This is a genomic window from Spirosoma utsteinense, assembly GCF_014282275.1.
Classification (GTDB): domain Bacteria; phylum Bacteroidota; class Bacteroidia; order Cytophagales; family Spirosomataceae; genus Spirosoma; species Spirosoma utsteinense.
On sequence record NZ_VFIA01000014.1, the window covers coordinates 46,476 to 70,555 of the forward strand.

A 24,080-nucleotide genomic window follows, 5' to 3' on the forward strand; every position below is an offset into this window, starting at 1 on the left:
GGGAAGCACGTTTTCGATACGCCCCGACCGATTCACTACCCGCCGTGTCAGGTTAGGTAGTGAATCGGTCGGAGCACACTAATTATAAAGAGGCAGGGTTCGTAAAAGCTTAATTAAGGGCGACCAGGCGGGCCAACGTAGCCACCGGCTTTGTCAAGATCGTAACTGCCTTGGTGGTGACGTCTTTCCCGTTGGAAATAACCACTTTATAGGCACCGTCGGGTAGCTCGCTCAGATCGAGCCGCAGACGAGCAGTCGTTTGGTGCTTGCCGACCTGTTGATCATACAAGACTTTCCCCTCTTGGTTGATCAGGCGTACGTCGACAGTACCGCCGGCTTGTTTATCGAGGGCTATGTTAAGCTTGCCATCTGCGGTAGTATACATCCCGCTTTGGTAGGACGCGACCTGGGCGGGTTTACGAGCGGGGCCGTTTTCGGCATGAGTAGCCGAGAAGCTGGTTAAAGAAGCAGCAATGAGCAGGGAGGTGAGGAGCGTTTTCATGGTCGATCGAGTTTGGTTAGTTTATCCGTTTTGGATGAATCAAAGGTCGCCCTAGCCCATCCAACGGGCTGTCACAAATGAGTCAACTACTAGTACTTTTGATCCCTTGCTTTTAAAGCCCTGCTTGATATAGCCTCGCCAGGACGCGTTTGAATGAAGAATGACTACAAGAATTGGTTGCACAAAGAAAAAGTGCCCCTTACCTTTCGGCATTCATCAACGCTATGCCATGAGCCGCCCCGACTATTGGGTACCTCCCCTTTTACTATTTTTCGCTTCCTGCCTGTTTACCCACCTATTTGCCTGGAACAAACCCACGCCCGAGGGTAGTTGGGATTTCCATTCCTCAGGTACCGCTCTAGTTAATTCATAATCGGCTACACATAAGGGATTTGTTATGCCAGCCAGAGCATACTCAGTCAACGCCTGATTTTTGCCTTTACATAATAATAAGCCATTCGTTGGATTATAATCTTTGGTACGAAGATAATCGTTGACCATGTTCACATAGAAATTTATCTGGCCAGCATCCCCCGATTCAAAGTCTCTGGCTTTTAATTCGATTACTACGTAGCAACGTAAGCGAATATGATAAAACAGCAAATCTATATACTAATCGCCATCACCTACTTTCAAGGGGTATTGGCGACCCACAAAGGCAAAACCCTGTCCTTACCCCAGCAGAAACATACTCCCCTGCTGAACTAACTGACTTTCGACATCTAGCTCTTTGGCAGTGGCCACCACAAAGTCGAACACATAAGGGTCTTTCACTAGTTGTGTTACCAGATCAGACTGAGGTTTAGCCATTGTATGCTCAAAGTTGGTCAGTTTGGTAGTCTTCACTTGGCGCTTGTACAAACCAATCTCAATTTGATGGGTTAGTACGTTTCTTCCCCAACTTCCCGTCAATGTCTGTTCGATATACCAAAAGCGTTGCTCTACATCTTTAACTTCGTCTGGCAAGATAATATGGTATGACCACGTGATTTTTGACAATACGGAGTGCAGAAATAGGTGCTCAAAGTTTTCTGCATTTTCTAAAATTGGGGCGACACCAACAGACTCCTGAGACGTTTCAGGTAATTTTGCAATAGGGTGTTGCAAAATTAGGGGCAGATTAGCCACCACAAATTTCTTCATGTAGCCCATGTTACGGGTTTAAAACCCCTCAATCCCTGGATAGTCAGCGTAGGCCTGCTGCTGAATCAGTAAAATGTTTCAGGGAAAGGGCACTTATTACCCACTTATCAACCAACGATCGGATAACTTCCTACATGGTTTTGTAATCAGATCGTTTTGGCACAAAGTCGACCGCACCGGCCTTAAAACAGGCGAATAGTTCTTCCGCACTGATCAACGACGACCAGTCTATAGGACAAAAATGTAAAATAAATTCAGGTAGGTACACGGATTTAGTCAACGTAAGCCTATTTCACTCAGAGGACGGCCTTATCACCCCCTTCGGTTTGCAGGCGTTCATGAAGCGAATGCGTTGAGCTATCAGGTACATCCATTGGCAGATAGACAAAGAAGGAAGTACCTTTTCCTACCTGACTCGTTACGGTAATTTTACCGCCATGATTCTCGACAATTTTCTTGCATAGTGCCAGTCCGATGCCTGTTCCTTGAAAGTCTTTCTGGGGATGTAACCGCTGAAAGATGGTGAATATCTTCTCCGCATACTGGGCATCAAAGCCGATTCCATTGTCCGCTACGGCCAGTTGTACGTAGTTTTTACGCGTGGGTAATTCTACCGACAATTCCATTGCGCTGCCTGTCATTACCGTAGCGGTGACTGTGATGCGGGGGGATTGGTTACAAAATTTCAGGGCATTTCCGATCAGATTTGATAGCAACTGATTGAGCTGAAGAGGGATGCCGGGAATAACGGGTAAATCGGTGGCCGTTATATGGGCTTTCTTTTCCTGAATCACCAATTCAAAGTCCGTTTTAACCTGCTCCATCACCTCCTGCAGGTCAACCGGGTAAAAGGGATCATTCGCATTCGATAATCGGCTGTAGTTAAGCACCGACTTTATCAGAGCCGCCATGCGTTCGGCCGAAGCAAAGATTTTCCCGTTGTACTGCCTGATTAGGACCGGGTCATCAGCCTTGCTTTCAGCCAGCTGCGAAAACAGTTGAATCTTGCGCAGGGGTTCCCGTAAATCGTGGGAGGCTACATAGGCAAATTGTTCCAGGTCCCGATTCGATTTCAGCAGCTTGGCGTTGACCATGGTCATCGCGGCATTCGTCTGCTCCAGTTCCTGAGTACGCTCCCGAATTCGTTCTTCGAGTTGGTGCGTCCATAGCCGGATTTCCGTATTCTGGCCTTCGATCTGGCTAAGCATCTGATTAAAGGCATCCGTCAGCAGGCCCACCTCGTCTTCCTGATATTTGGTGGCGCGTACGGTATAGGTATGTTCCTGGGAGACAAGCGTTGCGGTTTGGGCCAGGGCCAGAATGGGCTGGGATATGGTGCGCTGAAAGCGCCGGGAGAGAAGAAAAACAAACCATAACGAGATTCCAATCACCAGGCCCACGATCAGGCTGTAACGAATAAAGCGTTCGTACATAGCGCCCATGTCCGATTTTAGGTATAGACTACCGAGTTGGGTCCGGCCCTGCACAACCGGCTGAAAGCCTTCTAAGTAGCCATTCTTAAACGCATAGGCATGAGCACCCGGCCCGGACGGAAACTGCCTGGCCGACATGGCTTCGGGATAGTGGGCAAATAACTTGCCCTTCTTGTCGTACAGGCAGGCAGCAACAATATGGCGGTTGGTCCGCAGTGCAACCAGGGTTTCCTCGGCATCCACAGCGCTGTCGAAGGCCAGGGCCGCCGTGCTGTTGGCAGCAATGATCTCGGCCAGCGTCATCAACTGGCTTTTCAGGGTTTGCCGAAACGTGACGTATTCATAGATAAAAAAAGCGGTGCAGGTTAACCCTAAGGCTAATCCGCTGGTCAGCAGCATAGCCCGCATGAGCTGCCGCTGAATAGGTACCCCTTTGGACGTTCGGTCTTTCATAGCTTCTTACTTTACGATGTCGGCCACTTGCAGTAATTTCGAACTGATGCCCAACTGAGCAGCCCGCAGCGCGCCGGGGCTGATTTCAAGTCTTATTTTATTGTTCCGGGTTAGAAACCGGATCATGCCGCCCTGTCGGGTGAACGTGGGGGCTTCACCAACCGTCAGCACGGGTCGCTGACCGATTAGCGCCAGCGTTTGGGTCAATTGTTTGAAATCGGTTACGTTGATATACAGCAGATGGCACTCCTTTAGCTCAGCAGCCGACTGAACAGGCTGCACCCGAATCGGGTGATTCCCCACTTTCTCTCCGGCGACCGTTTCCAGCAGCACCGCCCCCATACGATCCTCGCCCACAATACCGATGATGAACGGCGAAGATGGTCCAGCAAAAGCCTCTTCCGGCCAGTCAATAAACCGGGTGAAGTTATACATAAACACGGCTTTGACGCTCAGCTCCGGTGCAGGCGCAACCTGCGCCCACGCCAGGCCGAACGGCCAAATCAGTAACCATGTTATTAGTAACTTCATGTATAGGTTGGCAGGTAAACCGCCTGGGGAAGAACCATCAATGCTACCCATTAGAAACGAGCCACCAGGCTTGCGAACAGGCTTCGGGGGATGGCCAGTGAGCCAAATTCGACATGTTGGCGCTGCCCCAGATTTTTGCCCACGACCGACACTTCCAGCCAACTGTGCGTCCAGGCCAGACGGGCGTCAGCGGTCAGGTAAGCCGGAACTCGGGCGGTGGCCAGGGTCTTGGGCAGATCAGCACGGTAATGTCCCACGACATCAAACTGGAAACCGGCCGGCAAGTCCAGGATCGACTGGATCATCACCCTGTTTTTGGCATCGTTACCCAGATAAGCGGGGTCGAACTGACGACCGGGTTTAGCATACAGATTTTTGTCAAAATACGTATACCCCGCCCGGATGCGCCACCGCGGGTTTACCTGGTAGTGAGCGGCTAATTCGACTCCCCAGGACTCTCCCTGCGAGCCATTCTGAATCTGGTAGGTAAGGGTTCCCGGCAAGGCTTCTACGCTGTAAATGTCCCGGTAACTATTGTAAAAACCAGCCAGAGAGAGCGTAGCATTCGGGGCAGGCTGTAGCCGATACCCCAGTTCGTAGGCAATGACTTTTTCGGACACAAAGTTAGGCCCACCGGCTACACTTGGTTTGTCGGGCGGGAGCGGATAGGCTGGCAGGTAATAGTCGACATCCAGTCGACTGGGCGTACGAACCGCCCGGGAGATGGCTGCCCATACCAGGTTATCGGGTTTGACTGACCAGGCCAGACGGGCACTGGGCTGCACTTCAACGCCGGAGTACACATTGTGGAGGAACTTCGTGCCGAGCGTTAGTTTCAGCTTGTTGGTAAGGTCGATTTCATCCTGAAAGAAGCCGGTATATAGCGGTAAGTTTTTCCGGGGCGGAAGGATGCCTACCGTCGTGGTTCGAAAATCAGAAAAATCACGGGCCAGCCGATAGCCCAGCCCCCAGAGTACACGATGCCGCTGTCTGATAGGAAAGCGATGTTGCAGGTCGAGATCGTAGGTCGACAGTTGATCGGATCCCTGCGAAGGAGCGTCCTCCCGGTAGTAACGATCGTAATACAGTTGCAGCATCAGCTCGGACTGCTCAGAAACAGTATGCGTCCAGCGGCCCAGCAGATGCTGACCATTCATGTCCGAATTACCGGCGGCCGTGTTTCGCGTCCCACCAAGCCATTGGCCCTGTAACGAAAATTTATCGGTCGTTGACGGGGTCCAGTCAGCCCGGAAGCCGCCCTGCGTCAATTGCCAGTCATCCTGATTATCCATTCCTGAAGGGAGCTTCGTCGGACTCCGGGCGAAATGCTGCCCATACACCCGGTAGGTCAGGTTTTTGCCCAGCCGACCGCCGTAGCGCAGATTTACTCTGTTTTTCAGCCAGTTTCCTGCCGTAGCCGAGACATACAGGCCCTGCGTATCAGCGGCATTTTTGGTAATGATGTTGACCACACCATTGACGGCATTGGCGCCCCACAAGGTACCACCGGGTCCGCTAACCATCTCAATGCGGGCAACATCTTCCAGCAGAATAGCCTGCATCTCCCAAAGGACCCCACCAAAGAAGGGTGTATAGACGGTTCGTCCGTCGACCATGACCAGGAGCTTATTGGCAAAAATAGTATTGAAGCCCCGGGCACTGATGATCCAGGTACTGGCATTTAACTGGGCAACCTGCAGATTCGATAGGAGTTGTAAGGCTTCAGGAAGATTCGTGGCTCCCGAACGTTGGATGTCGGCACCCGTGATGACCTGAATGGCCGAAGCGACTTCCGATAACTTCTGGGGTGTTCTCGATACTAAGGTGACATCAATATTCATCAGCTGCTCCAGGCTCAGTTTTTTTAACTTGCTGGGTGATGAGGGTTCCGAAGACTGGGCCTTTGCGGAAAGGGAGAACAAGAGCATGACCCACATCCATAAGCAAATCGACCACCCATCTGTAACCAGGCGCGGGCACCCGGTAAAGATCAAGGCAAAAATCGGGCCTGGAGCGTACCGACGGCATCGTTGACCTAAGCCTACCAGGGTAGCGATCGAGTGGATGTATACACCAAAAAAATCGTGTGTACGAAGCGGTACATTTTCTCTCATAGGGTAACGTTGCTCAAAAAGTTAGTCAATCCGTTGATAGCATGTAAAGCGAATGACTTGACCGTCAGGCCAACTGACTCCGTCTAGCTGATTACGTTTCGGCCCAATGAGCAGCACGTTTCGCCATTAAGGTCACAATAACGGCTGAATCATCCAAACGTAAAACGGTCGCCGTTTTTTTACTTCTGGTCGGCCAACAAAGCTACGAATGACCACCCGTATCGACGCTGTGTCGTTCGCCCGTTTGGCCATTGACAACAAGCGGGCAAATTAGTCGAATCAGATGTAGTGCCAATACAGACAATCCATTAGATTCGCCGTATGAACGCTTTCGGGCAAAATTAACGAGGAGTGACCGACGATTCCAACCGCTTACAGCAAGAAACTATCGCCCCAACAGGCAGCCCTCAACGGCTCCGGCCCGTGGAGGAATCCCTGGCCGCTGCCTTCACGAACGCAGAGGTAGGCTTTGTTATCGCCCATACGAACGGGACCCTTCTATACGTCAATCAGGCAGTAGGCAATCTAACGGGTTACCCGCCCAGCGAGCTGATCAATAAACCCTATGCCCTGGTCATTCACCCGGAGGATCAGGGGCGCTATCAACATGAACTAAAGAACCTGATGACGGGGAGCATAAGCTCGCTGACCACGCAGCTACGCTGTATTCATAAAGACGGCCACATAACCTGGGTCAAGCTTCATACAACCTTGCTCGTTGCCGATGAGGGCCAGGCTGATCGCCTGTTTTCGATCATTGACGATGTTACCAACGAGGTTATCGTGCGCGACGACCAGCAGAAATTGCTGGCGCTGGTCGACAATAGCCTCAGTTTTATGGCCATCGCTGATCTGGAAGGCCGGGTAACCTACATCAATGAGGCTGGCAGAGCACTGGTTGGTCTGGCTAAAGCAGACGGGCTGAAAGGTATTACCGTAGCGGATTTCTATTCGCCCGACCAGTACGCCCTGATTCGCGACGTGGCCGTTCCGACGCTACTCCGCCAGGGGTATTGGTCAGGCCGGGTGAAGCTGACCCATTTCAAAACCGGAGAAACGATTCCCTGTCAGGCCAGCGGTATTCGGATCGATGATCCAAACACCGGAAAGCCGATCGGGAGAGGGTTCACCATGCGGGACTTGCGGCCCGAGCTGGCGGCCCAGGAAACACAACAAAAACTGTTGACGTTAGTCGATAACAGCATCGAGTTGATGTCTGTTTTAGAACTGGATGGCAGAAACGCGTATATCAATAAGGCGGGGCTGGCCCTGTTGGGCTTTGAGAGCGCCGAACAGGTTCAGGAAACGCCCATATCCCAGCTTCACGCCCCCGAACATTTTGCCCTGGTTGAACAAGACGTCCTGCCGTCCGTGATGCGCACCGGCCGATGGTCTGGGGAAATGCTGGTTCGTCACCTGAAGACGGGTGAGGTATTCCCCGTTTTTAATAATACGATTCGTATTGACGACCCACACACGAGTCAGCCCATAGCGGTGGGTGCCGTTATGCGCGACAGGCGACCCGAACTGCTGGCCCAACAAGCCTTACTGACCAGCGAAGCGCGCTTCCGCAGCTTGATTATGCAGGCTCCGGTCGCGGTCGCGGTATTTCGCGGAGATGAGTTTGTGTTTGAGACCGTTAACGAGGCTTACTTGCCTCTCATTGGTAAAACAAGACCCGAGGTAGAGGGCAAACCGCTATTTGAGGTACTCCCTGAAACCAGGTCTACCCTGGAACCACTGGCTCGAGAACTCCTCCGCACGGGCGTTCCGTTTCCGGCCAGCGAGTTTGCGATCGTCCTTAACCGGCATGGCCGTGAGGAGACCTGCTACTTCAATTCAATCTGGGAGCCCCTACGCCTAAGTGACGGCCGCATTGATGGCTTTGTCGTCGTAGCGCATGAAGTTACGCAACAAGTTCTTGCCCGGAAAAGGGCAGAGGCCAGTGAAGCCAAGCTCCGCTCCATCATTGAGGAAGCCCCCGTGGCTACCTGCCTGTTTGTGGGTCCTCAACTGGTGATTGAACTGGCGAATCAACCCATGATTCGTTTCTTTGGCCGCGGGCCCTCCATTGTGGGCCAACCCGTCCGAGACGTATTGACCGGCGCTGATGGTGACGTATCCGCCATTGCCCTTTTGGAGCAGGTCTTTAGAACAGGCAACTCCTTTACGGCCCCCGCAGCTCCGGCCAATCTAATCATTGGTGGCGTAGAGAGCACCTATTATTTCGATTTAAGTCTAAAACCCCTGCGTAATGAGGCTGGTCAGGTCTATGCCATTCTGGAAACGGCCATCGAGGTAACGGCCGAAGTCATAAATCGAAAAAAGCTGGAAGCGAGTGAAACGTACTTTCGTCGGTTAACCGATACGGTGCCCACCATCATCTGGGAAACGGCACCCGATGGCAACTGTACCTATCTGAACCAGCAGTGGTATGCGGCTACGGGGCAAACTCAGGCCGAGGCCGAGGGCTTTGGCTGGCTCCGGGCTACACACCCCGACGACAAACCTGAAGTCGGTCGCCTTTTTATGGAGGCCAATCAACGCCAGACATCGTTTCGTGCGCTGTACCGAATGCGCCAAACGGATGGTTCTTACCGCTGGACGATCGACTTAGGGAGCCCCCGGTTCAGTGAAACGGGGGCGTATGAGGGCATGATCGGGACGGTGGTCGATGTGCATGAACAGGTGCTCGCCGGCCAGGCGATTGAGGAAAGCGAAGCGCGGTTCCGCACCTTATCGGCCCAGTTAGACCAGCAGGTGCAGGCGCGTACCCAGCAATTGGAAGCCTCGATTCACGACTTACAGCGGTCGAATGAGAACCTGCAGCAATTTGCCTATATCGCCAGTCACGATCTGCAGGAACCCCTGCGCAAGATTCAATCGTTCGGCGACCTCCTAAAGAATCAATACGCAACTGGGCTGGGCGAGGGGATTACGTACTTGGACCGAATGCAGTCGGCGGCCAGCCGAATGTCTACCCTGATTCGGGACCTGCTGGCCTATTCCCGGATTTCCACCCAGCAGGAAGCAACGGCCCGGGTGCCGCTTACGCAGGTTGTCCGGCAAGCCGTCCTTGACTTAGACCTGCTCATTGGCGAAACCCGCGCCGTAATCCGGATTGATCCGCTCCCAACGGTGCTGGGTGACACGTCTCAACTAGGTCAGCTGTTTTTGAATCTGCTGGGGAATGCCCTCAAGTTTCGTCGAACCGGGGTACCCCCCCAGGTCCAGATTCAGGCGCACCATGTCCTGCCCTCTGACTTACCCCCGTCGGTAAAACCTGCTCGGGCGGCCCCCACCTATCATCGCATCGATGTGACTGACAATGGGATCGGATTTGATGAGCAGTATGTCGACCGCATCTTTCAGGTGTTTCAGCGTCTGCATGGACGCAGCGAGTATACGGGTACGGGCATTGGGTTAGCCATTTGTGAGAAAGTGGCGGCCAATCATGGGGGTGCCATTACGGCCAGGAGTCAACCCGGTCAGGGGGCGACGTTTAGCATTTACTTGCCTGCCTAAGCTTATTTAAGGTGTAAAGCGAGGTTCAATCAGTTAAGTTAGTTCATTGAAGGGGTACCGCTTCCGTCAATCGCTAAACATAAACCACCTTAATGCGCAACGTAGGCTATGGTCAGTTAGGCAGGGCTATCCTGGGAGTTAATACACTTTTCCGTATGCTCACCCCTATTCCAGTTGACTATTTTAGTTTAGTAAAAAGCCAGTTTGTGTTACAAATTGAACTTACAATCTTCAATCAATGAATAGATTATGTCAAGTTAAGCCGTCAATTGAAATCGTCCAATTAACCCTCCGATTGTAACTGGGGCTGGCCAGGATGTGAGAGGGGAATGAAGTAGATTTTTTTTCTGGCTTCGGCACGGTACGCCGTCGCGGATCTGATTCCAAGCGACTGTATCCAAAGAATCACATTGCTAAAAAGCCGCGCCAAGAGAAGTTGGACGCGGCTTTTTAGAATCAGATTAGTGTATCGATCGAATCACCCGATTTTTAACGTCAATAAGTCTCAAGCGTAATCTGTCGCGTACGGGATGTTGCCACCTGGCTACGGTCCTTACTGAAGTTCGATCAGACAAGCTCTGCCTGCGTTTCCCTACACCGACTCCCGATTCGCATCTACCCAGTAGCCAAGTGCCACTACCAGCCATAAGACCTGAGCGCTCCAGGCTAGGGCCGCTACACTGGCAGGGGCCGGGCCGAGTGCACCGCCCAAATAAACGAGCACTAAAAAGGCCATTAGGCCCCAGAGTGCGAATCGCCCAGTGCGGTTACGCGCCCGTGTGTGGCGCAGGTACACCCATAAACCGACCGCCAGCGAGCCTAGTTCGATGACCAGCGTAGCGGGCAGATTTTGCCACAGCCCCAGTCCTGCTTTAGGGGATTGGCCAAAGTAAAGGGGCAGATCGGGCCGGTGCATGAGTAGGTCGAGCAGCCAGTGACTGGGCACCAGCAGGCCCACCAGCAGGGCTTCGCGCCAGTTACGCCGAAACAGACCGTAGGCGAGGCCCAGTGCTACCCCTAATACCACTTCCGCCAACAGACTATGCGAGAAGGGATAATACACGAAGTCAAGGGGCGAGGCAGCCAGTAGACCAGGACGGATTTCGACGCGCTCGACGCCCAGCAGCAATAGGGTGGGCCACAGTAAATCAGCCAGCTGGGTAGCCAGAAACAAGGTGCCCAGTGACACGCGCGGTTGCAGGGGCTTGGTCGCCAGACCGACCCCAAAATGGCCTAAAAACATGGTGGTTACCCAGTGGGCGTTAGTACACCTCAAAGTTATTGCGAGCCGATGTCTGGCTTGTTGACCGATTCCGAAAATCAGATTGACTTTTCGCGCAAGGCGTTAAAAAGGACGAGTTGACCCTTGTTCGGTAGTTGGATACCCCACCCCTGGCCACGTTGCGATCAGCTCCAGGCGCTTAACGCGACTAGTACGCCGTCCGGCGGAACATACCGGGTGTCTGGCCAGTCCAGCGACGAAACGCCCGAATAAACACACTCGGCTCGGCGAAACCCAGCAGTAACGCGATGTCTTTGATGCTGAGAATGTCGTCGCGCAGGTGGCGCTCAGCCAGCTCACGGCGTACTTCGTCGAGCAGTTGCTGATAGCTGTGGCCGTCCTGACGCAGTTGCAGCTGGAGGGTGCGGGAGCTGAGACTCAGGGCCTCGGCCACAGCTACCAGGGTGGGTTCGGAATGGACCAACAGGCGCAACAACTCGTGACGTACGCGGTCGGGAAGAGCGGGCAGTTCGTGTAGGCGGTCCAGCAGGGCAGCGGCATGCGGCTCGAGCAGCGCCAGTAGTTGCGGGTCGGCGGTAGGGATGGGTAGCGCTAACACGGTAGCGGGCAGGCGCAGGGCCGAATAGGGGGTGCCAAACTGCACTAGGGCAGGCGCGAAAACACGGAAGTGCTCGCGGGTATCGGCCGGAGCGGGGTAGGCCAGGTGTACCACTTCGGGGGAGAGGGACTGGCCACTAAGCAGCCGTAGCATGTGCAGGTAAATGGATAGCTCGGAGTTGAGCACAAAGTGTGGGTACACGATAGCGGGACTGGTTATTTCGACGACCAGTTCCACGCTTTCTCCCAGGTGGCGCAGGCTGATGCGCGTACCGTTACAAACGATGTCCCCATAGCGGCACAACTTATGGATGGCCTCGCCCAGTGTGGGGCTATGCATGAGTACGTAGGCCAGCACCCCATAGCTGCTGTGGTGGACGTGCTCGGCTATATGCAGGTCGAGGTGCGGATCGGCGGTAACCTGGACTGCCATTGCCCACAGGCGTTGCATTGCCGCCATGGGCACCCGGCCGTCGGGATCTTCCAACTGGGCAATATCCAACGCAGCTGCCTGGATCAAAGGCTGGGCATCGGCCCCGTACTGCGTGACGGCGTAGAGCAGCCCTTTTACTGAAGCGGAAGAAATAGTAGAATCGGTAAACATTCGTAGTAATGAATTTGTCTAAGCCCGTAGAATAGGGTAACCGGTTAGTTAACGTTTAAGCAACAGCTCCTTCCGCGTTTGGCTTAGTTTGCGTTTAAAAAGTCTTCCCGGCTGATTGTCTTTATGATCAACTTTTGCTCCAGGGCGTGCCACTTTAATAGGTTACGTCGCGTTTTCTTTACGCAACTTAACTGATTTATGAGGGTTTTCGTAATAGCCCTGTTAGTTGATCGGTTGCATTGAAAATAGGAGCCCCTTACCTTTCGGCCTTTATCAACGTTACGCTATGAGCCGCCCCAGCACTTGGTTACTCCTTTTTTAACTGTTTCTTACAACCTGCCTGCCAACCCAAACCTACGCCTGGAACCGAGCTACGCATATGGCGACCGGGGCGGCAACCTGTTCAAGATCAAAGTGATGATGAGCAGCCAGACGATCAACCTGCACTCCTTCTGGGATGGAATGCTGCTGGGCTCCGATGATTTTCAGTCGACTCGTAACCTGGCTGTTCAGATCCGACAGGCCGAGTCAAGGGATCAGCTGCCTCAGTTGGGTAAGACGAGCATTACCGACTGGTCGAAAGAGAGTTTTCAACTGGCGCAGGATACCGCCTACCGAAACAATACGCTCCAGTCCGGTACCGATCAGGAGGGTGCGGTGTTACCTGCTGATTACGTGGCCACGGTGAAACCCATTGCTCAGCGGCAGGTGGCACTGGCGGGTTACCGGCTGGCCGATGAACTGATGGCAGATTTAGGCAAGTAAACGTGTATGGTTACTCGTCGACTGTTGCTGGTTTTATTCGTAGTGCTTACTGGTTGGTTGCCCATCGACGCGCAGACCGTTAGAGGACGCTATACCGACAAAGCCAAACGCCCGGCTCCGCGTACGGTGTACGTATCCATCTGCGAGAGCCGCAGCGCGTATGCCTATCACAACGGTATGTGCCGGGGGCTGGCCCGGTGTACGCATGAGGTTAGTCAGGTGTCGGAAGCTCAAGCCCGGAATAGAGGCTACAAACCGTGTAAGATCTGCTATTAAGACAGTGGTTCAACCTGACCAGCGTAGCACAAAAAAAGCCCTGATAGCTGAACTACCAGGGCTTTGCAAGCTTGATGATTAGTAAACGCCTGTTACCTCCCTTTTATTGTGCATACTGAAACAAGATGGGCTCTATTTAGCACTTTATCTTCTAAAGTCTAGCTGCTGAGTTCCTTCTCGGCTCCATCGGTTGACTCGCTCTCTTTTCCTAACATCCCTTTCCCACCCTCTTCAGGTAGTTCTACGGAAAAGTATTGTACGGACACGGTACGCCGTCGTGCCTAGAATTCGCTGTTTGCACCAGCCGTGTACAAAGCAGTCTCAAGCAAAGGAGCGATTTGTGAGATAGGGCAAAGACCGACCGCCTATTCTCAGGATAAATTCCTTGGGTACTTCCTGGCAAAGCCGAAAATTGATGATAAATTTCTTTACCTTACTATTGTAAAACAGCCCTCATTCACTTTATACCAACCCTATGAAAGCAGGCTTACTACTAATACTGTTGGGAAACGCCTTTGTGGGTTCACTTTATGGACAAAATACGGCTGATGAAACGAAAATTAAGCAGGTTATTCAGGGATTTTTTCAGGCATTCTCTGATGAGGATATACCCAAGCTGAGAAGTTACTGTCAAGCTGACTTTACCCTATTAGAGAATGGGGAAATTTGGTCATTAGATACCTTGGAAGCCAAACTGAAACCTAATTTTGGCAAGGGTATGCGTCGTATCAACACGATCTATTTTAGCAGAATCCAAGTAAAGCGGGCAACTGCATGGGTGGCTTATAGCAATCAAGCGGCTATAGCGATGAAGGGAAGAAAGGCAACCATTCACTGGCTAGAAAGTGCGGTATTAGAAAAAAGCAAAGGGGCGTGGAAGCTAAGTATGCTTCATTCAACTAAACTACCCCCTAAAAAGCTAGAGGGGCAGCCCTGATTGGTTTACCAATGCTTGGGATTGGCCGATTCGACACTACGTCAGGAGTCGGTTAGGTTTGCCGTTTCACCCTATAAGCAGGATAGGATAGTACGCACTACGAACGCTCCCTTAGAAAAGCAAACACATCAGAACTTCTTCGTTTCAAGCAAGATCGTTTATGAGAATATCAATTGAAGACTAGTTGCTAGTTGCCGGTAGGCTTGTACTCAAAACCAAACTGTTTGGCGTACTCTTCTAAGGAACCTAATCCGACCTCAGCCCGGCGTTTGTTTACATTTTTCTCATCTTCAATCGGATCAAAGGACTTCTGGCCCGAAGAATCAATATTGACCTGGGTACCGTAGAGTTGTTTCTGCCCTTTATACACTCGAATCCGATCAATTAATAGAGCCATATTTGTTTTTGACATCTCCCCCTGATTAGCGGCTTGTTCAATAAGGGAAAAATATTTCTCCTGAATTGCTACCGGTGAATGCTGAATGATTAACCAAGCAGTATTGGCTAGTTTGGCCCCCACTAGACGCCGTCCAGGATATCCGTATTGCTGGATAATCTGCTCGATCTTAATCAAGTTGATGGAATCTTCCCGGTGGATAGACTGCCAGAGTTGCTGCATTTGGGGGGAGTTCTGCCCGTAGACACGTATGAGGGAATCGATACGTGATCGTGGCTGTTGATCTGTGGTATAAATCGCCTGTAATTGTGCTTTCAAAGACTGATTAATCCCCAACTGGGCATCTTTTTTCACAAATATGTCCTGCACTAAATCCTTCAAAGAGGAAGCACGAAAAGGGTTAAACTCAGGGGCGGACTGATAGTCGATCCAAGTATCCTCGGCAATCGGGTAATCGATGTCAACAGCTTGCTGAATGTAGGTTTTGGCCAACGCGGGCTGCTGACACTGATAGGCACAAAGTGCCGCTCTCATCGTACTAAGGGCACTTTTCTGTGCGATTTTGAAGGCCTTTTGATAGGCATCTAAACATGGCTGACACTGCCCTTTTTCAAGATGGCCTAATGCTTGTTCGACCGCTTGGATATACGCCGTGTCCGCAGTAGCATACCGGGTTTGGCCAAATAGAGTGGTAAGCCCCGACCCATAAAAAGTAGCCGTTACGAGCAGGAAAATTGTTTTCATAAAATGATTAGGTAAGCGATCCGCTTAATGCTCATTTAACCATTGAAAATAATATTTTTCAACGGCTACCCCGTTGTAAACTTTGCTGATGATCTTGCCTTTATCGTCAAAAGTTAACTTATAAAAGGTATGATCGTGATTGGGGTAAGCTTTGATAGCTAAGTTTTTCTTACCCCGCCTTGCAAATTCAAGCGGTAAAGCATCATTTGAGATAGCCCCTATATCTGCCGTACCATAGATAATTAAAATGGGTATCTTCAATGCCAGCAGATAACCTCTAAAGTCAATTGAGAACGAATAATGCGTCCGATTTGGATCCCCTACTTTAGCCGATGTGTTTAACGAGTCAGCACAAATCTGGCTCCACTGCTGTTGTAATCCTTCTACACTTTGTTGCGCCTGCTCCTGGGTATATTCGCCCGTGTAACCTTTCATCCGTTCCTCCCGTATAATGCCTTGTTGGCGACCATCCAGAAAGCCTGAAAAAGCAATCAAATGAGTCACTTTAGGGTTGGAATAAGCGGTCTTAATGGCCACGCCGTACCCTTCCGAACCACCCGCCAACACCACTCGTTTAGCATCGGCCCAAGGTTGCTGAAGCACAAATTTCAGGACTGCGTTCGTCTGACGTACATAGTAGTCCAGATAATTATGAGCCTGATACTTGGGTGGATACATAGCCGGTTTAGGGTTGTTTCGAGTAGTAAATAACGTATCCAAGTAGGCATCATTCTCAATGATTGGAACACCGGGCTTAGCAATCATGATGCTATAGTATTCCGCTTCATGATCGTAGCAACTAATGGGCAACTCCGTAAACGAAGGCCGATTATTTTTGGGATTGATGGTGAATAGGGGAATTGGAAGTGAGCCTTGACGAAACAAAAAAACAGGCTTCTTGACTTTTAGCTCGCCAGGCTTAGTAACGACGGCAAATGTGACCGAATCGCCCTCGAACGGAATGGTAAAGACGGTATAGCCCCCAACCGCTCGTGGCGTATGTTGGGCATACAGGCTGTTAATTGCCGAGAAAATTAGGTAAGCAGAAATCAGGAAGAACTTCACAAGCTCAGACGGTCTCAGTGGTCAGCAAAGGTGGACGGCCAAGCTTTTGCCTCCAAGTTAAGATTTGTTAAATACGGGCAAGTGAGTATTAACTGTCTTACTAAACGCCCCATTTAAGGAGCAGATGCATGATGGTTGTATCGTCTCACTTTGGGGAGGGTTTTGTGAGACGATCGCTAGTAGACATAAGCAATTTTTAGGTCTCAGTAACCTTATTCCTGTGGTTGTATTCCACAACATCATTTTTTACCACGGCTCAACTTTAAATGAGCCGTACAGACAAAATAGTTGAGCCGTAGAGGAAACTAAGGCGTGTGTTGGCGTTCGATCTTTGTAGCATGAAAAACATCACAAAAATTCAGTTGGGTCAAAACGGCCCCTTCGTCTCCAAACTTGGTTTAGGCTGTATGCGTATGTCTTCGATCTGGGGCGGGGCTACGCCTGATGAAACCGAAAGCATCGCTACGATCCATGAAGCTTTGGATAGGGGTATCAATTTTTTGAACACCGGAGACTTTTACGGGGCCGGTCATAATGAAATGCTGGTAGGCAAAGCCATTAAGGGAAGGCGCGACGATGCCTTCATCAGCGTAAAATTCGGGGCTATCTTTCACAACGGTCAGCCCATAGGCATGGATCTGCGTCCCATCGCGATCAAGAATTTTATCAACTACTCGCTGACCCGTTTAGGTATTGAAACAATTGACCTCTACCAGCCTAGCCGAATGGATAACAGCGTGCCGGTGGAGGACATCATTGGAACAGTCGTCGACCTGATTCAAGAAGGTAAAGTGCGTACCATTGGCGTGTCGGAAATTACGGCTGACCAACTTCGTAAAGCCAACGACATTCACCCTATAAGCGCGCTGGAGATCGGTTACTCGCTGGCCGACCGTCAGATAGAAAGCGAACTGCTGCCAACAGCAAAGGAATTAGGCATTGGCATAGTGGCCTTCGCCACTACGGCTGAAGGCTTGTTAACCGGTGAACTGAAAGCGCCACTCGCCGATAACGATTACAGGAACCATTTCTCTCGTTTTCAAGGTAAAAACTTACTGGAAAACCTGGAAAAAGTCGACGTCTTAACGCAAGTAGCCAGCAACAAAGGTTACACCCCAACTCAGGTGGCAATCGCCTGGGTGAACGAGCAAGGCGATCATATTATGCCATTAGTCAGCATGAGTCGTCGGTCGCGCTTACCCGAAAACACGGCAGCGATGACTATTGAATTTACACCGGAAGAGATGAATACCTTGAATACTACGTTTGCAATGGGCGCCATTCTTGGTGGCACTTACTTACAACGTTAAATGACCAGTCCAGCCGAAATTCTTCCGGGAGTGATTTTCTACTCTTACCTCTCCACTGAGCGGAAGGAGAAAGTATGTTTCTGGAACCACCATACCTTGATATTGCAGGTTTCAGGACAGCTTACCTTAGAGACCTCCGGGCAAACCATTTCGATGACTGGAGGAGAAATGCTGCTGATCGGCAAAAACCAGTTGGGTACGCTCACCAAAACACCGCTGCCTGGCGGGAACTATGAAACAATCGTGATATCCCTGCAGGAGGACCTGTTGCGTAAGATTGTATTAGAGGAAAAGCTCGAAGCGGACCGGAAATACATTGGCCCGCCCAATCTCTTGATTCCTGCCAACGAATTTCTGCAGGGCTATTTTCAATCTGTCGTTCCCTACGCCCGAAGTTCAGGAGCGACCATGACCGACGAAATGGGCATTCTGAAAGTGAAGGAAGGCGTTAAATTGCTATTACTGGCCCTACCGGGACTTGGCAACTTCTTATTCAACTTTTCAGCACCTTACAAGATAAACCTGGAAAATTTCATGCTCAGTAACTTTCATTTCAACGTTCCCGTTGAAAAATTCGCGCAGCTTACCGGCCGCAGCTTGGCCGCCTTCAAACGCGATTTCCTGAAAACATTCGGTGTTCCGCCCCGTCATTGGCTACAGGACAAACGGCTGACTGAAGCAAAGCACCTCATCGAAACCAAACATCAAAGACCCTCGGCAATTTACCTTGACCTGGGATTTGAAAGCCTGTCACACTTCTCCCATTCCTTCAAGAAAAAGTTCGGCGTAGCGCCTACTGCACTGAATTATGGTCTTTCTCCAAAGTGATTTACTAGTTTCATAAAACGGCCTTTTTTCAAGTTTGCCTATAGCCACTGACCTATCATTAAAAAGGTGTCACCCAACATGCACAGCTCTATAGGCTAATGCCGCTGTTGGTAAGCGTGGATCAATCGGGTAAGATTGAATCGAGAGGACGCGGCACTCGCTGCGCTGAGCATGTAAGGGATCTATCAATACATTCCGGGAAGGTGACAGGGGAAAAATAGCTGAAGGTAAGGCCAAACAGAAGCACTTGTGGCGCTCGAACTGCTGTTCAGCAAAAAGCGGTAAGCCTACAGGGGTAGCATAGGGATTATCCCAGCCAAGAGGCAGCTCTTCTAGGCGAACAAAGCGTATGGAGTGATCGGATACGGCAATTTCACATAGAATCAGCGGAGGCAGGTCCGCTAAAGGCGTGCCATCCAGATGCACCATGTACTCCAGCAAACATAGCTCGGGGGTAGTGACCGTGTAGACCATAGACCGCCCTTGGGCATTCCACAGCCCACCCCATAACTTAGCTCCTGTACCCTCCAGGATGCTGTCACGGTGCGCGTCGGTTTGGATACGATACAGCGTGATGGCCATTAGCTGAAGACACCGTATTCAATCCGCCCCAAGATATCTCGATTAACTGGACACCGGTGGGACTATCCAGCAGATCTAAGGAGGTACGATCCCCTAACAGACGTAAAGGTCGACGCAGCCAGCGGTTGAACATGCCTTGATTCTGAAAAATGGTTGTTCCACAGCCAGCCAATCGACCCAGTAGCAGAAGCTTTTCGGAGGTAGAGGCATCGAGTCGCGCAGCCTTTGCGTGTCGGTGGAAGGTAGCTGTCGATTGATTAAGCAGCCGAACCATCTCCTTATCGGTAACCCCCAGTAGTCCGGCGATGCGTCCAGCCTCGGTGCCCAACAGCCCTTGGCGGGAGCGGTCAATGAGTTGAAGAGCCGTCATTGGCTGAGAATAGGGTTTATGTTCGCTACTGTAAGCAGTAGCTTGGGTTGCCATATTGTGCCATCAAATAGGGCGTGCAGCCTCATTTGATAGCATTGTAACTATGCTTTTGATACTTCCGGTTCAGGTATGAACTGGAAGTATCAAAAAGCTGGGTAACTGGAGTTTTACGGTGACTACGGCGGAAACCAAACTCAAGCGATGGTATGAACAAGTGAATCCGGTAAACAAACCAGTTGTTTCCATTAATTAAATTGGAACAGTACTAGTCACAACCGCAAAAACAATACATAGTGGCGGCCCCTGGTCTTAACTCATGAGTTGTCACAGCCGTGCCAGTAGGATAGCTGATCGTTAAGGTTTGCCCATCGCCTGAAAGTTTGCCGTTTACGATGATCGGCTGACCGGCGAAACCGGCTCCGGTAAAGGTGAAGTACTCCGCTTTGACGGAAAATTGTTGGTGTCTATCAAGCTTCATTTGGGGCAAAATGATATACTCACAACACATCCCACTCAGACGAAACCCCTGTGAATCGGGCGCTAACTGGATGCAGCCCTGTGACCAGGTATCCAAAGGCAGCGGGTCTTTGGGATTGCAGCTCAGCAGAGATACCCATAGTACAAAGAGTAACGTCGAACTTGATTTAGCGGCCATCGTATAGTAGATCTACGGCGGGCAAGCAAGCCCGGCACTAGCTGGACCCCGATACTCTGGTTCTGGTTGGAAAGCAGTTCAAAAGCGCGAAGCATGGCGTAGTGCTTTTCTCATAGCTTCCTGAATACGAATAAGCACGTGAAGTAGACTGACTTGCCGAGCGCCCATCTTTACAGACTTATTAAACAATCATTAATTAACTTGCGTAGCTATCAAGGTTACTTTTTTATTGGAAATCAGTACATCGACCAGTCGATCCAGCTCGTCATTGCAATCAATTGCTGTCCGTTTACCTACCTCCAGGAGAGCCCGTAAATTCTTGGGTTTTGCATTGTCCATGGCCATATCAGCATCGCCAAGATCGGCAGGCTGAAACCGGATATACTGATTTTCCCTTTTCACGGCTGAGTACATCTTGGTAAGATGGTAATCCGTTACTTCAGCGGCTCCTGACATCATGATATCAATGACGGGTCGTACCCAGGCAATCGACCCCCAATTCCGCGCTTCGTTGTACGAGTATGATTCATTCTCGCTACCAGTACCCAGCGAAACGATTAGCATGTCGGCGGCTTTCAGCTTGGGATTCATATTGCGCACTTCCGAGTAAGCGCACAAGGCTGGATTGTTGGCAAAGACACCTCCATCAATCAATGGATACGTAACTTCATCCAGCGAACAGGTAAGTGCCGTTTCAAAGTAAGTGGGTGCAGCTGACGTTGCCCGGCAAACATCCCGAAGCAGGTAATCATGGGAGTTACCAAATGTCTCTGCATCGACCTGATTGAAGAAGTGAGTCCTTCGTCGGCGAATGTCATAGGAAGTAATCAGGCAGGGTCTCAATAGCTCACTAAGCTTTGTATTGCCCAAATACCGCTTCAAAACTCGTTCAAGTTGTGTAGCATCATGTTTTTCATCCCCCACCCCATCGGCTGAAGCGATCTTTTTCCAGATAGATACGTCAAAAATATCGTCGCCCTGTTCCAGGTAAAGATTTAGTGCGTCCTGCGCTGAGAAACGGGGGCGGCCCGGATTTTTGGAGTCTGGACACAGGTAGAGGGTCGTTAAAATGCCACCCGTTGAGGTCCCGGCAAAAAAGTCAAAGAAATCAGATAGCCTAACCGCATCGGTGTAGTGGGCGGCTAACTCCGGAGTCTGCAAAACCCTGGCGGCTAGTTTAGCTTCCAGGGTTACCATGACCTGACCCGGGATGATTCCCCGGATACCACCACCATCAATAGATAGAATCGTATACATATGCACTGTCAATTAGGTCCGGGAGGAAGTCGTGTTAATTCTATAAATCTATACATGTAGTGGTAATCAGAAGACGGGAAAAACACCCTTTTTAGAGTAAGGTCATGCTTACCTATACTGCCTGAATACGTCAATACCTGTTTTCTCAGAAAAGATAATCAGTAAGCCCCCTACTGACTCTTCAGGACTTGCGCCGGATTACTCTTCGCGGCCTTCATTGTCTGCGACCCGATCATAATGAATGCGATCAGCATTACCGCCAGCACGCCAACCAGCAACTCGGCGACCTGTACGGGTGTGTGATACGGAAAATTGGTGAGCACAACGTTTTCGAAGAAGAGGTACGTTACGGGCAGGGCAATGAGCGCCGATAGCGACAGGAGCGCCAAAAACCCGCGACTCAGCAAGTAGACAAGGCTGCCCGAGCTGGCCCCCATAACCTTTCGGATGCTGATTTCTTTTAACCTTGTCTCCGTTGTGAATACCACCATTCCAAATAATCCCATCGATGCAATAGAAATAGCAAGAAAGGAAAGGAAGCCGATGACCTTGATCATGGTGGAAAATTCGCTGTAAGCTTCTTCTATCTCCTCGTCAAAAAATTTAGCCTCGAAGGGATGAACAGGATCTATCTTTTTCCATTCGGATTCTATGCTGGCCATGGACGCCAGCATGTCGGCGCTTTGTATTTTGGCATTGATAATTGCCCCGTTTTCCGGTGTCCAGGGCATGAAGGCTACCGGCTCGATCAGGTTGTCGACCTTGCCATAGTGAAAGTCTTTTATTACCCCAACAATGGTCATTTTTCGGTTAGCGCCCTGAGCATTACTGAAAGTGATCGTCTCTCCGATTGCTTTTTCGGGATTGCCGTTACCGATGTTAAACCGTTTCAGGACGCGCTGGTTAACGATCACTTCCGTGGCCGCTACGATCGTCGTAGGTCGTGTTTTGAAATTACCCCCGGCAAGGAGCTTGTATTCATGCAGCGCCAGGTAGTTCTCGTCGACGTGGTTAGTCAGGACCAGGGCAGAGTCGCGCGAATCGTTGTAGCGCATGAATCCACCCCACGCGTTCCCAACGCTGGTGACTATCAACGACCGGGACAGGGCGGTTACTTCCGGCATCTCACTCAGTTTTTTCAAAAGCACATCGGGTTTATTACCCTGCATCTTGATATTCAGAATGTTTGCTGTGTTGAATCCCAGATCGAAGGCAAGGATGTTTTTATACTGCACATACCCAACGGCAGTTGCTGTTATAAAAATTAGGGTAACCGTGTATTGGACCACCACCAGAGCGCGTCTAAGTAGTACGTGTTTGAACGCTTTTACCAACCGGTACGCCGGTGAAGCGGCCGGGCCACGCTGGGCATTCCCAGCGGACACATTCCTGAGCGCATGGATCGCGCTGACTTTCGAAAAGTACAGGGCAGGCATGAAGCCGGCAATAACACCAACGGTGACCGAAAAGACGATGAAGGCCAGGACCATAACCGGAGTAAGCTCAAGCTTCACCATGCGTTGCATCTCCGGAGCCAGGTTTATCAACTGCGGCCGCAATCCGAGGAATAAAAAGAACGAAAGCAGAAGGGCCGCCAGCGAGATCATAACTGCCTCCATGAGGAACTGTTGCCATACCTGACTTCTGTCGGCTCCGATCGCTTTGCGAAGGCCTACTTCTTTAAAACGGCGCATAGCACGCGCCATCGAAAGATTGGTATAATTGAAACAGGCAGACAGGATCACAACGAGTGCCAGCCCGCCGAGTATCCAAAGCACACGGGGAGACAGGTGAGGGCCTACCGACCCAGGGCCTCCTTCAGCGCTACGGAACTCTTCTCCAACCACAGTCTCATATAAAGGCAGAAGTTCGAGTTGGATCTTCGTGTTTTCTTCGGCGAGATTCTCCGTGTTTGCAATGGCGTCGAGCTGCAACTGAATCGACGCGATGGTGGCATTTTCCGGTAGCCGCAGGTACACGTAGTTCGCCCATATACTAGTCCATTTCCCGAAATTTCCGTCGTTTTTGTTAAGTTGCTCGGCTGTCGACAGCGATACCAACGCTTCGAAGTGGATATGCGAAAAGAAGGGAACGTCCTTCATGACACCGGTCACCTGGTAGGCGAGTGTATCGAATTTAATCGCCTTGCCGAGCGCAGATTCATTACCGAATAGCTTTCTGGCTGCCGTCTCCGTAAGAACGATCGAGTAAGGATCGTTCAGCGCCGTGGCGGGATTACCTTCCAGCATCGGAAAGGTAAATAGTCTGAACAGCGACGACTCCGCCCAGAAGCCTTTGATGGGAAGCGTTTTGTCGCCAACCTTCGCGTCCTGCGAAAAGTCGTTACGCATGATAACCACTTCCGCGTCGGCAAACCGGTCAATGCTGGACACTTTCTCCCGGATAAGCTTCCCGGTCTTTATCGATGTGGTCGCAAACTTGCTGCCTGCGGCCCGACCGATCGCGGCCCGACCGCCCGCGGCCCGTCCCTGTTCACGATTGTCGGTCAGTACGCTGGTGATGCGATAGATCCTTTCCCCGTTCTGGTGGAACCTGTCGTATGAGTGCAGGTCGAGCACGAACGCGATCAGCAATAACCCGACCGACATACTGATGGCAAGGCCAATAATATTGATGAACGAGAACAGCTTGTTATGCAACAAGTTGCGTGTCGATGTTTTAAGGTAGCTTCCGATCATGACCCAATTGATAAAAGGTTGACAAAATCTGATCTCCGAACCCTATACTG

The 24,080-nt window shown here is 50.9% G+C and carries 20 protein-coding genes; 6 read left to right on the plus strand and 14 right to left on the minus strand.

Annotated features, from left to right (window positions below; genetic code table 11):
• Window positions 1–109 precede the first annotated feature (109 nt).
• The 6 genes from FH603_RS12975 to FH603_RS13000 form a co-directional block, all read right to left on the minus strand.
• The gene (locus tag FH603_RS12975; protein WP_186737950.1) at window positions 110–502 is read right to left on the minus strand and encodes a T9SS type A sorting domain-containing protein; all 393 of its coding nucleotides are present in this window, start codon (window positions 500–502) and stop codon (window positions 110–112) included.
• A 243-nt stretch (window positions 503–745) separates the two neighbouring features.
• Complete coding sequence (locus FH603_RS29250; protein ID WP_186737951.1) at window positions 746–1,105, minus strand: PDDEXK nuclease domain-containing protein; 360 nt, start codon at window positions 1,103–1,105, stop codon at window positions 746–748.
• Between the two features lie 69 nt (window positions 1,106–1,174).
• The gene (locus tag FH603_RS12985) at window positions 1,175–1,645 is read right to left on the minus strand and encodes a DUF1016 N-terminal domain-containing protein (RefSeq protein WP_186737952.1); all 471 of its coding nucleotides are present in this window, start codon (window positions 1,643–1,645) and stop codon (window positions 1,175–1,177) included.
• A gap of 296 nt (window positions 1,646–1,941) precedes the next feature.
• The gene (locus FH603_RS12990) at window positions 1,942–3,531 is read right to left on the minus strand and encodes a sensor histidine kinase, YfiR-like protein-associated (protein ID WP_186737953.1); all 1,590 of its coding nucleotides are present in this window, start codon (window positions 3,529–3,531) and stop codon (window positions 1,942–1,944) included.
• Between the two features lie 6 nt (window positions 3,532–3,537).
• A complete protein-coding gene (locus FH603_RS12995) occupies window positions 3,538–4,062 on the minus strand; it encodes a TOL_0243 family YfiR-like periplasmic protein (protein ID WP_186737954.1) in 525 nt (174 codons plus the stop codon).
• Window positions 4,063–4,112: 50 nt separating this feature from the next.
• Window positions 4,113–6,176: a TOL_0244 family TonB-dependent receptor gene (locus tag FH603_RS13000; protein WP_483409549.1), complete on the minus strand. Its 2,064-nt coding sequence runs from the start codon at window positions 6,174–6,176 to the stop codon at window positions 4,113–4,115.
• A gap of 351 nt (window positions 6,177–6,527) precedes the next feature.
• Between FH603_RS13000 and FH603_RS13005 the strand changes: the two genes are divergently transcribed.
• On the plus strand, window positions 6,528–9,701 hold the full coding sequence (locus tag FH603_RS13005; protein WP_186737956.1) for a PAS domain S-box protein: 3,174 nt from the start codon (window positions 6,528–6,530) through the stop codon (window positions 9,699–9,701).
• 592 nt (window positions 9,702–10,293) lie between these two features.
• Here the strand turns inward: FH603_RS13005 and FH603_RS13010 are convergent.
• Window positions 10,294–10,944, minus strand: coding sequence for a hypothetical protein (locus tag FH603_RS13010; protein WP_186737957.1), 651 nt, complete (start codon window positions 10,942–10,944; stop codon window positions 10,294–10,296).
• A gap of 187 nt (window positions 10,945–11,131) precedes the next feature.
• Window positions 11,132–12,145, minus strand: a complete 1,014-nt coding sequence (locus FH603_RS13015; RefSeq protein WP_186737958.1) for an AraC family transcriptional regulator — start codon at window positions 12,143–12,145, stop codon at window positions 11,132–11,134.
• 303 nt (window positions 12,146–12,448) lie between these two features.
• Between FH603_RS13015 and FH603_RS13020 the strand changes: the two genes are divergently transcribed.
• From FH603_RS13020 to FH603_RS13030, 3 genes are all read left to right on the plus strand, one after another.
• Window positions 12,449–12,910: a S1/P1 nuclease gene (locus tag FH603_RS13020; RefSeq protein ID WP_235985527.1), complete on the plus strand. Its 462-nt coding sequence runs from the start codon at window positions 12,449–12,451 to the stop codon at window positions 12,908–12,910.
• 6 nt (window positions 12,911–12,916) lie between these two features.
• Complete coding sequence (locus tag FH603_RS13025) at window positions 12,917–13,186, plus strand: hypothetical protein (RefSeq protein WP_186737959.1); 270 nt, start codon at window positions 12,917–12,919, stop codon at window positions 13,184–13,186.
• 475 nt (window positions 13,187–13,661) lie between these two features.
• Window positions 13,662–14,123 carry a nuclear transport factor 2 family protein gene (locus FH603_RS13030; protein ID WP_186737960.1) on the plus strand — a complete coding sequence of 154 codons (462 nt, stop codon included), beginning with the start codon at window positions 13,662–13,664 and terminating at the stop codon, window positions 14,121–14,123.
• A 187-nt stretch (window positions 14,124–14,310) separates the two neighbouring features.
• Here FH603_RS13030 and FH603_RS13035 read toward each other — a convergent pair whose 3' ends face one another.
• Window positions 14,311–15,264, minus strand: coding sequence for a DUF6624 domain-containing protein (locus FH603_RS13035; RefSeq protein ID WP_186737961.1), 954 nt, complete (start codon window positions 15,262–15,264; stop codon window positions 14,311–14,313).
• A gap of 24 nt (window positions 15,265–15,288) precedes the next feature.
• Window positions 15,289–16,329: an alpha/beta hydrolase family protein gene (locus FH603_RS13040; RefSeq protein ID WP_186737962.1), complete on the minus strand. Its 1,041-nt coding sequence runs from the start codon at window positions 16,327–16,329 to the stop codon at window positions 15,289–15,291.
• Window positions 16,330–16,667: 338 nt separating this feature from the next.
• Between FH603_RS13040 and FH603_RS13045 the strand changes: the two genes are divergently transcribed.
• On the plus strand, window positions 16,668–17,639 hold the full coding sequence (locus FH603_RS13045) for an aldo/keto reductase (RefSeq protein WP_186737963.1): 972 nt from the start codon (window positions 16,668–16,670) through the stop codon (window positions 17,637–17,639).
• Window positions 17,640–18,467, plus strand: coding sequence for a helix-turn-helix domain-containing protein (locus FH603_RS13050; protein WP_186737964.1), 828 nt, complete (start codon window positions 17,640–17,642; stop codon window positions 18,465–18,467).
• 69 nt (window positions 18,468–18,536) lie between these two features.
• Here the strand turns inward: FH603_RS13050 and FH603_RS13055 are convergent, their stop codons facing one another.
• The 4 genes from FH603_RS13055 to FH603_RS13070 form a co-directional block, all read right to left on the minus strand.
• Window positions 18,537–19,049, minus strand: coding sequence for an RES family NAD+ phosphorylase (locus tag FH603_RS13055; RefSeq protein WP_186737965.1), 513 nt, complete (start codon window positions 19,047–19,049; stop codon window positions 18,537–18,539).
• Window positions 19,006–19,419, minus strand: a complete 414-nt coding sequence (locus FH603_RS13060) for an antitoxin Xre-like helix-turn-helix domain-containing protein (RefSeq protein ID WP_235985526.1) — start codon at window positions 19,417–19,419, stop codon at window positions 19,006–19,008. The genes FH603_RS13055 and FH603_RS13060 overlap by 44 nt, the downstream gene beginning before the upstream one ends.
• 847 nt (window positions 19,420–20,266) lie before the next feature.
• Window positions 20,267–21,331 carry a patatin-like phospholipase family protein gene (locus FH603_RS13065; RefSeq protein WP_186737966.1) on the minus strand — a complete coding sequence of 355 codons (1,065 nt, stop codon included), beginning with the start codon at window positions 21,329–21,331 and terminating at the stop codon, window positions 20,267–20,269.
• 170 nt (window positions 21,332–21,501) lie between these two features.
• Window positions 21,502–24,030, minus strand: a complete 2,529-nt coding sequence (locus FH603_RS13070; protein ID WP_186737967.1) for an ABC transporter permease — start codon at window positions 24,028–24,030, stop codon at window positions 21,502–21,504.
• Window positions 24,031–24,080: the final 50 nt, after the last annotated feature.

What these genes read in the sequence shown, in the direction of transcription:
- FH603_RS13060 (WP_235985526.1), bottom strand. Translation starts at nt 19,419, where the DNA reads ATGACGGCTCTTCAACTCATTGACCGCTCCCGCCAAGGGCTGTTGGGC.
- FH603_RS13065 (WP_186737966.1), bottom strand. Translation starts at nt 21,331, where the DNA reads ATGTATACGATTCTATCTATTGATGGTGGTGGTATCCGGGGAATCATC.
- FH603_RS13050 (WP_186737964.1), top strand. Translation starts at nt 17,640, where the DNA reads ATGACCAGTCCAGCCGAAATTCTTCCGGGAGTGATTTTCTACTCTTAC.
- FH603_RS13035 (WP_186737961.1), bottom strand. Translation starts at nt 15,264, where the DNA reads ATGAAAACAATTTTCCTGCTCGTAACGGCTACTTTTTATGGGTCGGGG.
- FH603_RS12985 (WP_186737952.1), bottom strand. Translation starts at nt 1,645, where the DNA reads ATGAAGAAATTTGTGGTGGCTAATCTGCCCCTAATTTTGCAACACCCT.
- FH603_RS13030 (WP_186737960.1), top strand. Translation starts at nt 13,662, where the DNA reads ATGAAAGCAGGCTTACTACTAATACTGTTGGGAAACGCCTTTGTGGGT.
- FH603_RS12995 (WP_186737954.1), bottom strand. Translation starts at nt 4,062, where the DNA reads ATGAAGTTACTAATAACATGGTTACTGATTTGGCCGTTCGGCCTGGCG.
- FH603_RS13055 (WP_186737965.1), bottom strand. Translation starts at nt 19,049, where the DNA reads ATGGCCATCACGCTGTATCGTATCCAAACCGACGCGCACCGTGACAGC.
- FH603_RS13045 (WP_186737963.1), top strand. Translation starts at nt 16,668, where the DNA reads ATGAAAAACATCACAAAAATTCAGTTGGGTCAAAACGGCCCCTTCGTC.
- FH603_RS13070 (WP_186737967.1), bottom strand. Translation starts at nt 24,030, where the DNA reads ATGATCGGAAGCTACCTTAAAACATCGACACGCAACTTGTTGCATAAC.
- FH603_RS12975 (WP_186737950.1), bottom strand. Translation starts at nt 502, where the DNA reads ATGAAAACGCTCCTCACCTCCCTGCTCATTGCTGCTTCTTTAACCAGC.
- FH603_RS12990 (WP_186737953.1), bottom strand. Translation starts at nt 3,531, where the DNA reads ATGAAAGACCGAACGTCCAAAGGGGTACCTATTCAGCGGCAGCTCATG.
- FH603_RS13010 (WP_186737957.1), bottom strand. Translation starts at nt 10,944, where the DNA reads ATGTTTTTAGGCCATTTTGGGGTCGGTCTGGCGACCAAGCCCCTGCAA.
- FH603_RS13025 (WP_186737959.1), top strand. Translation starts at nt 12,917, where the DNA reads ATGGTTACTCGTCGACTGTTGCTGGTTTTATTCGTAGTGCTTACTGGT.
- FH603_RS13015 (WP_186737958.1), bottom strand. Translation starts at nt 12,145, where the DNA reads ATGTTTACCGATTCTACTATTTCTTCCGCTTCAGTAAAAGGGCTGCTC.
- FH603_RS13000 (WP_483409549.1), bottom strand. Translation starts at nt 6,176, where the DNA reads ATGAGAGAAAATGTACCGCTTCGTACACACGATTTTTTTGGTGTATAC.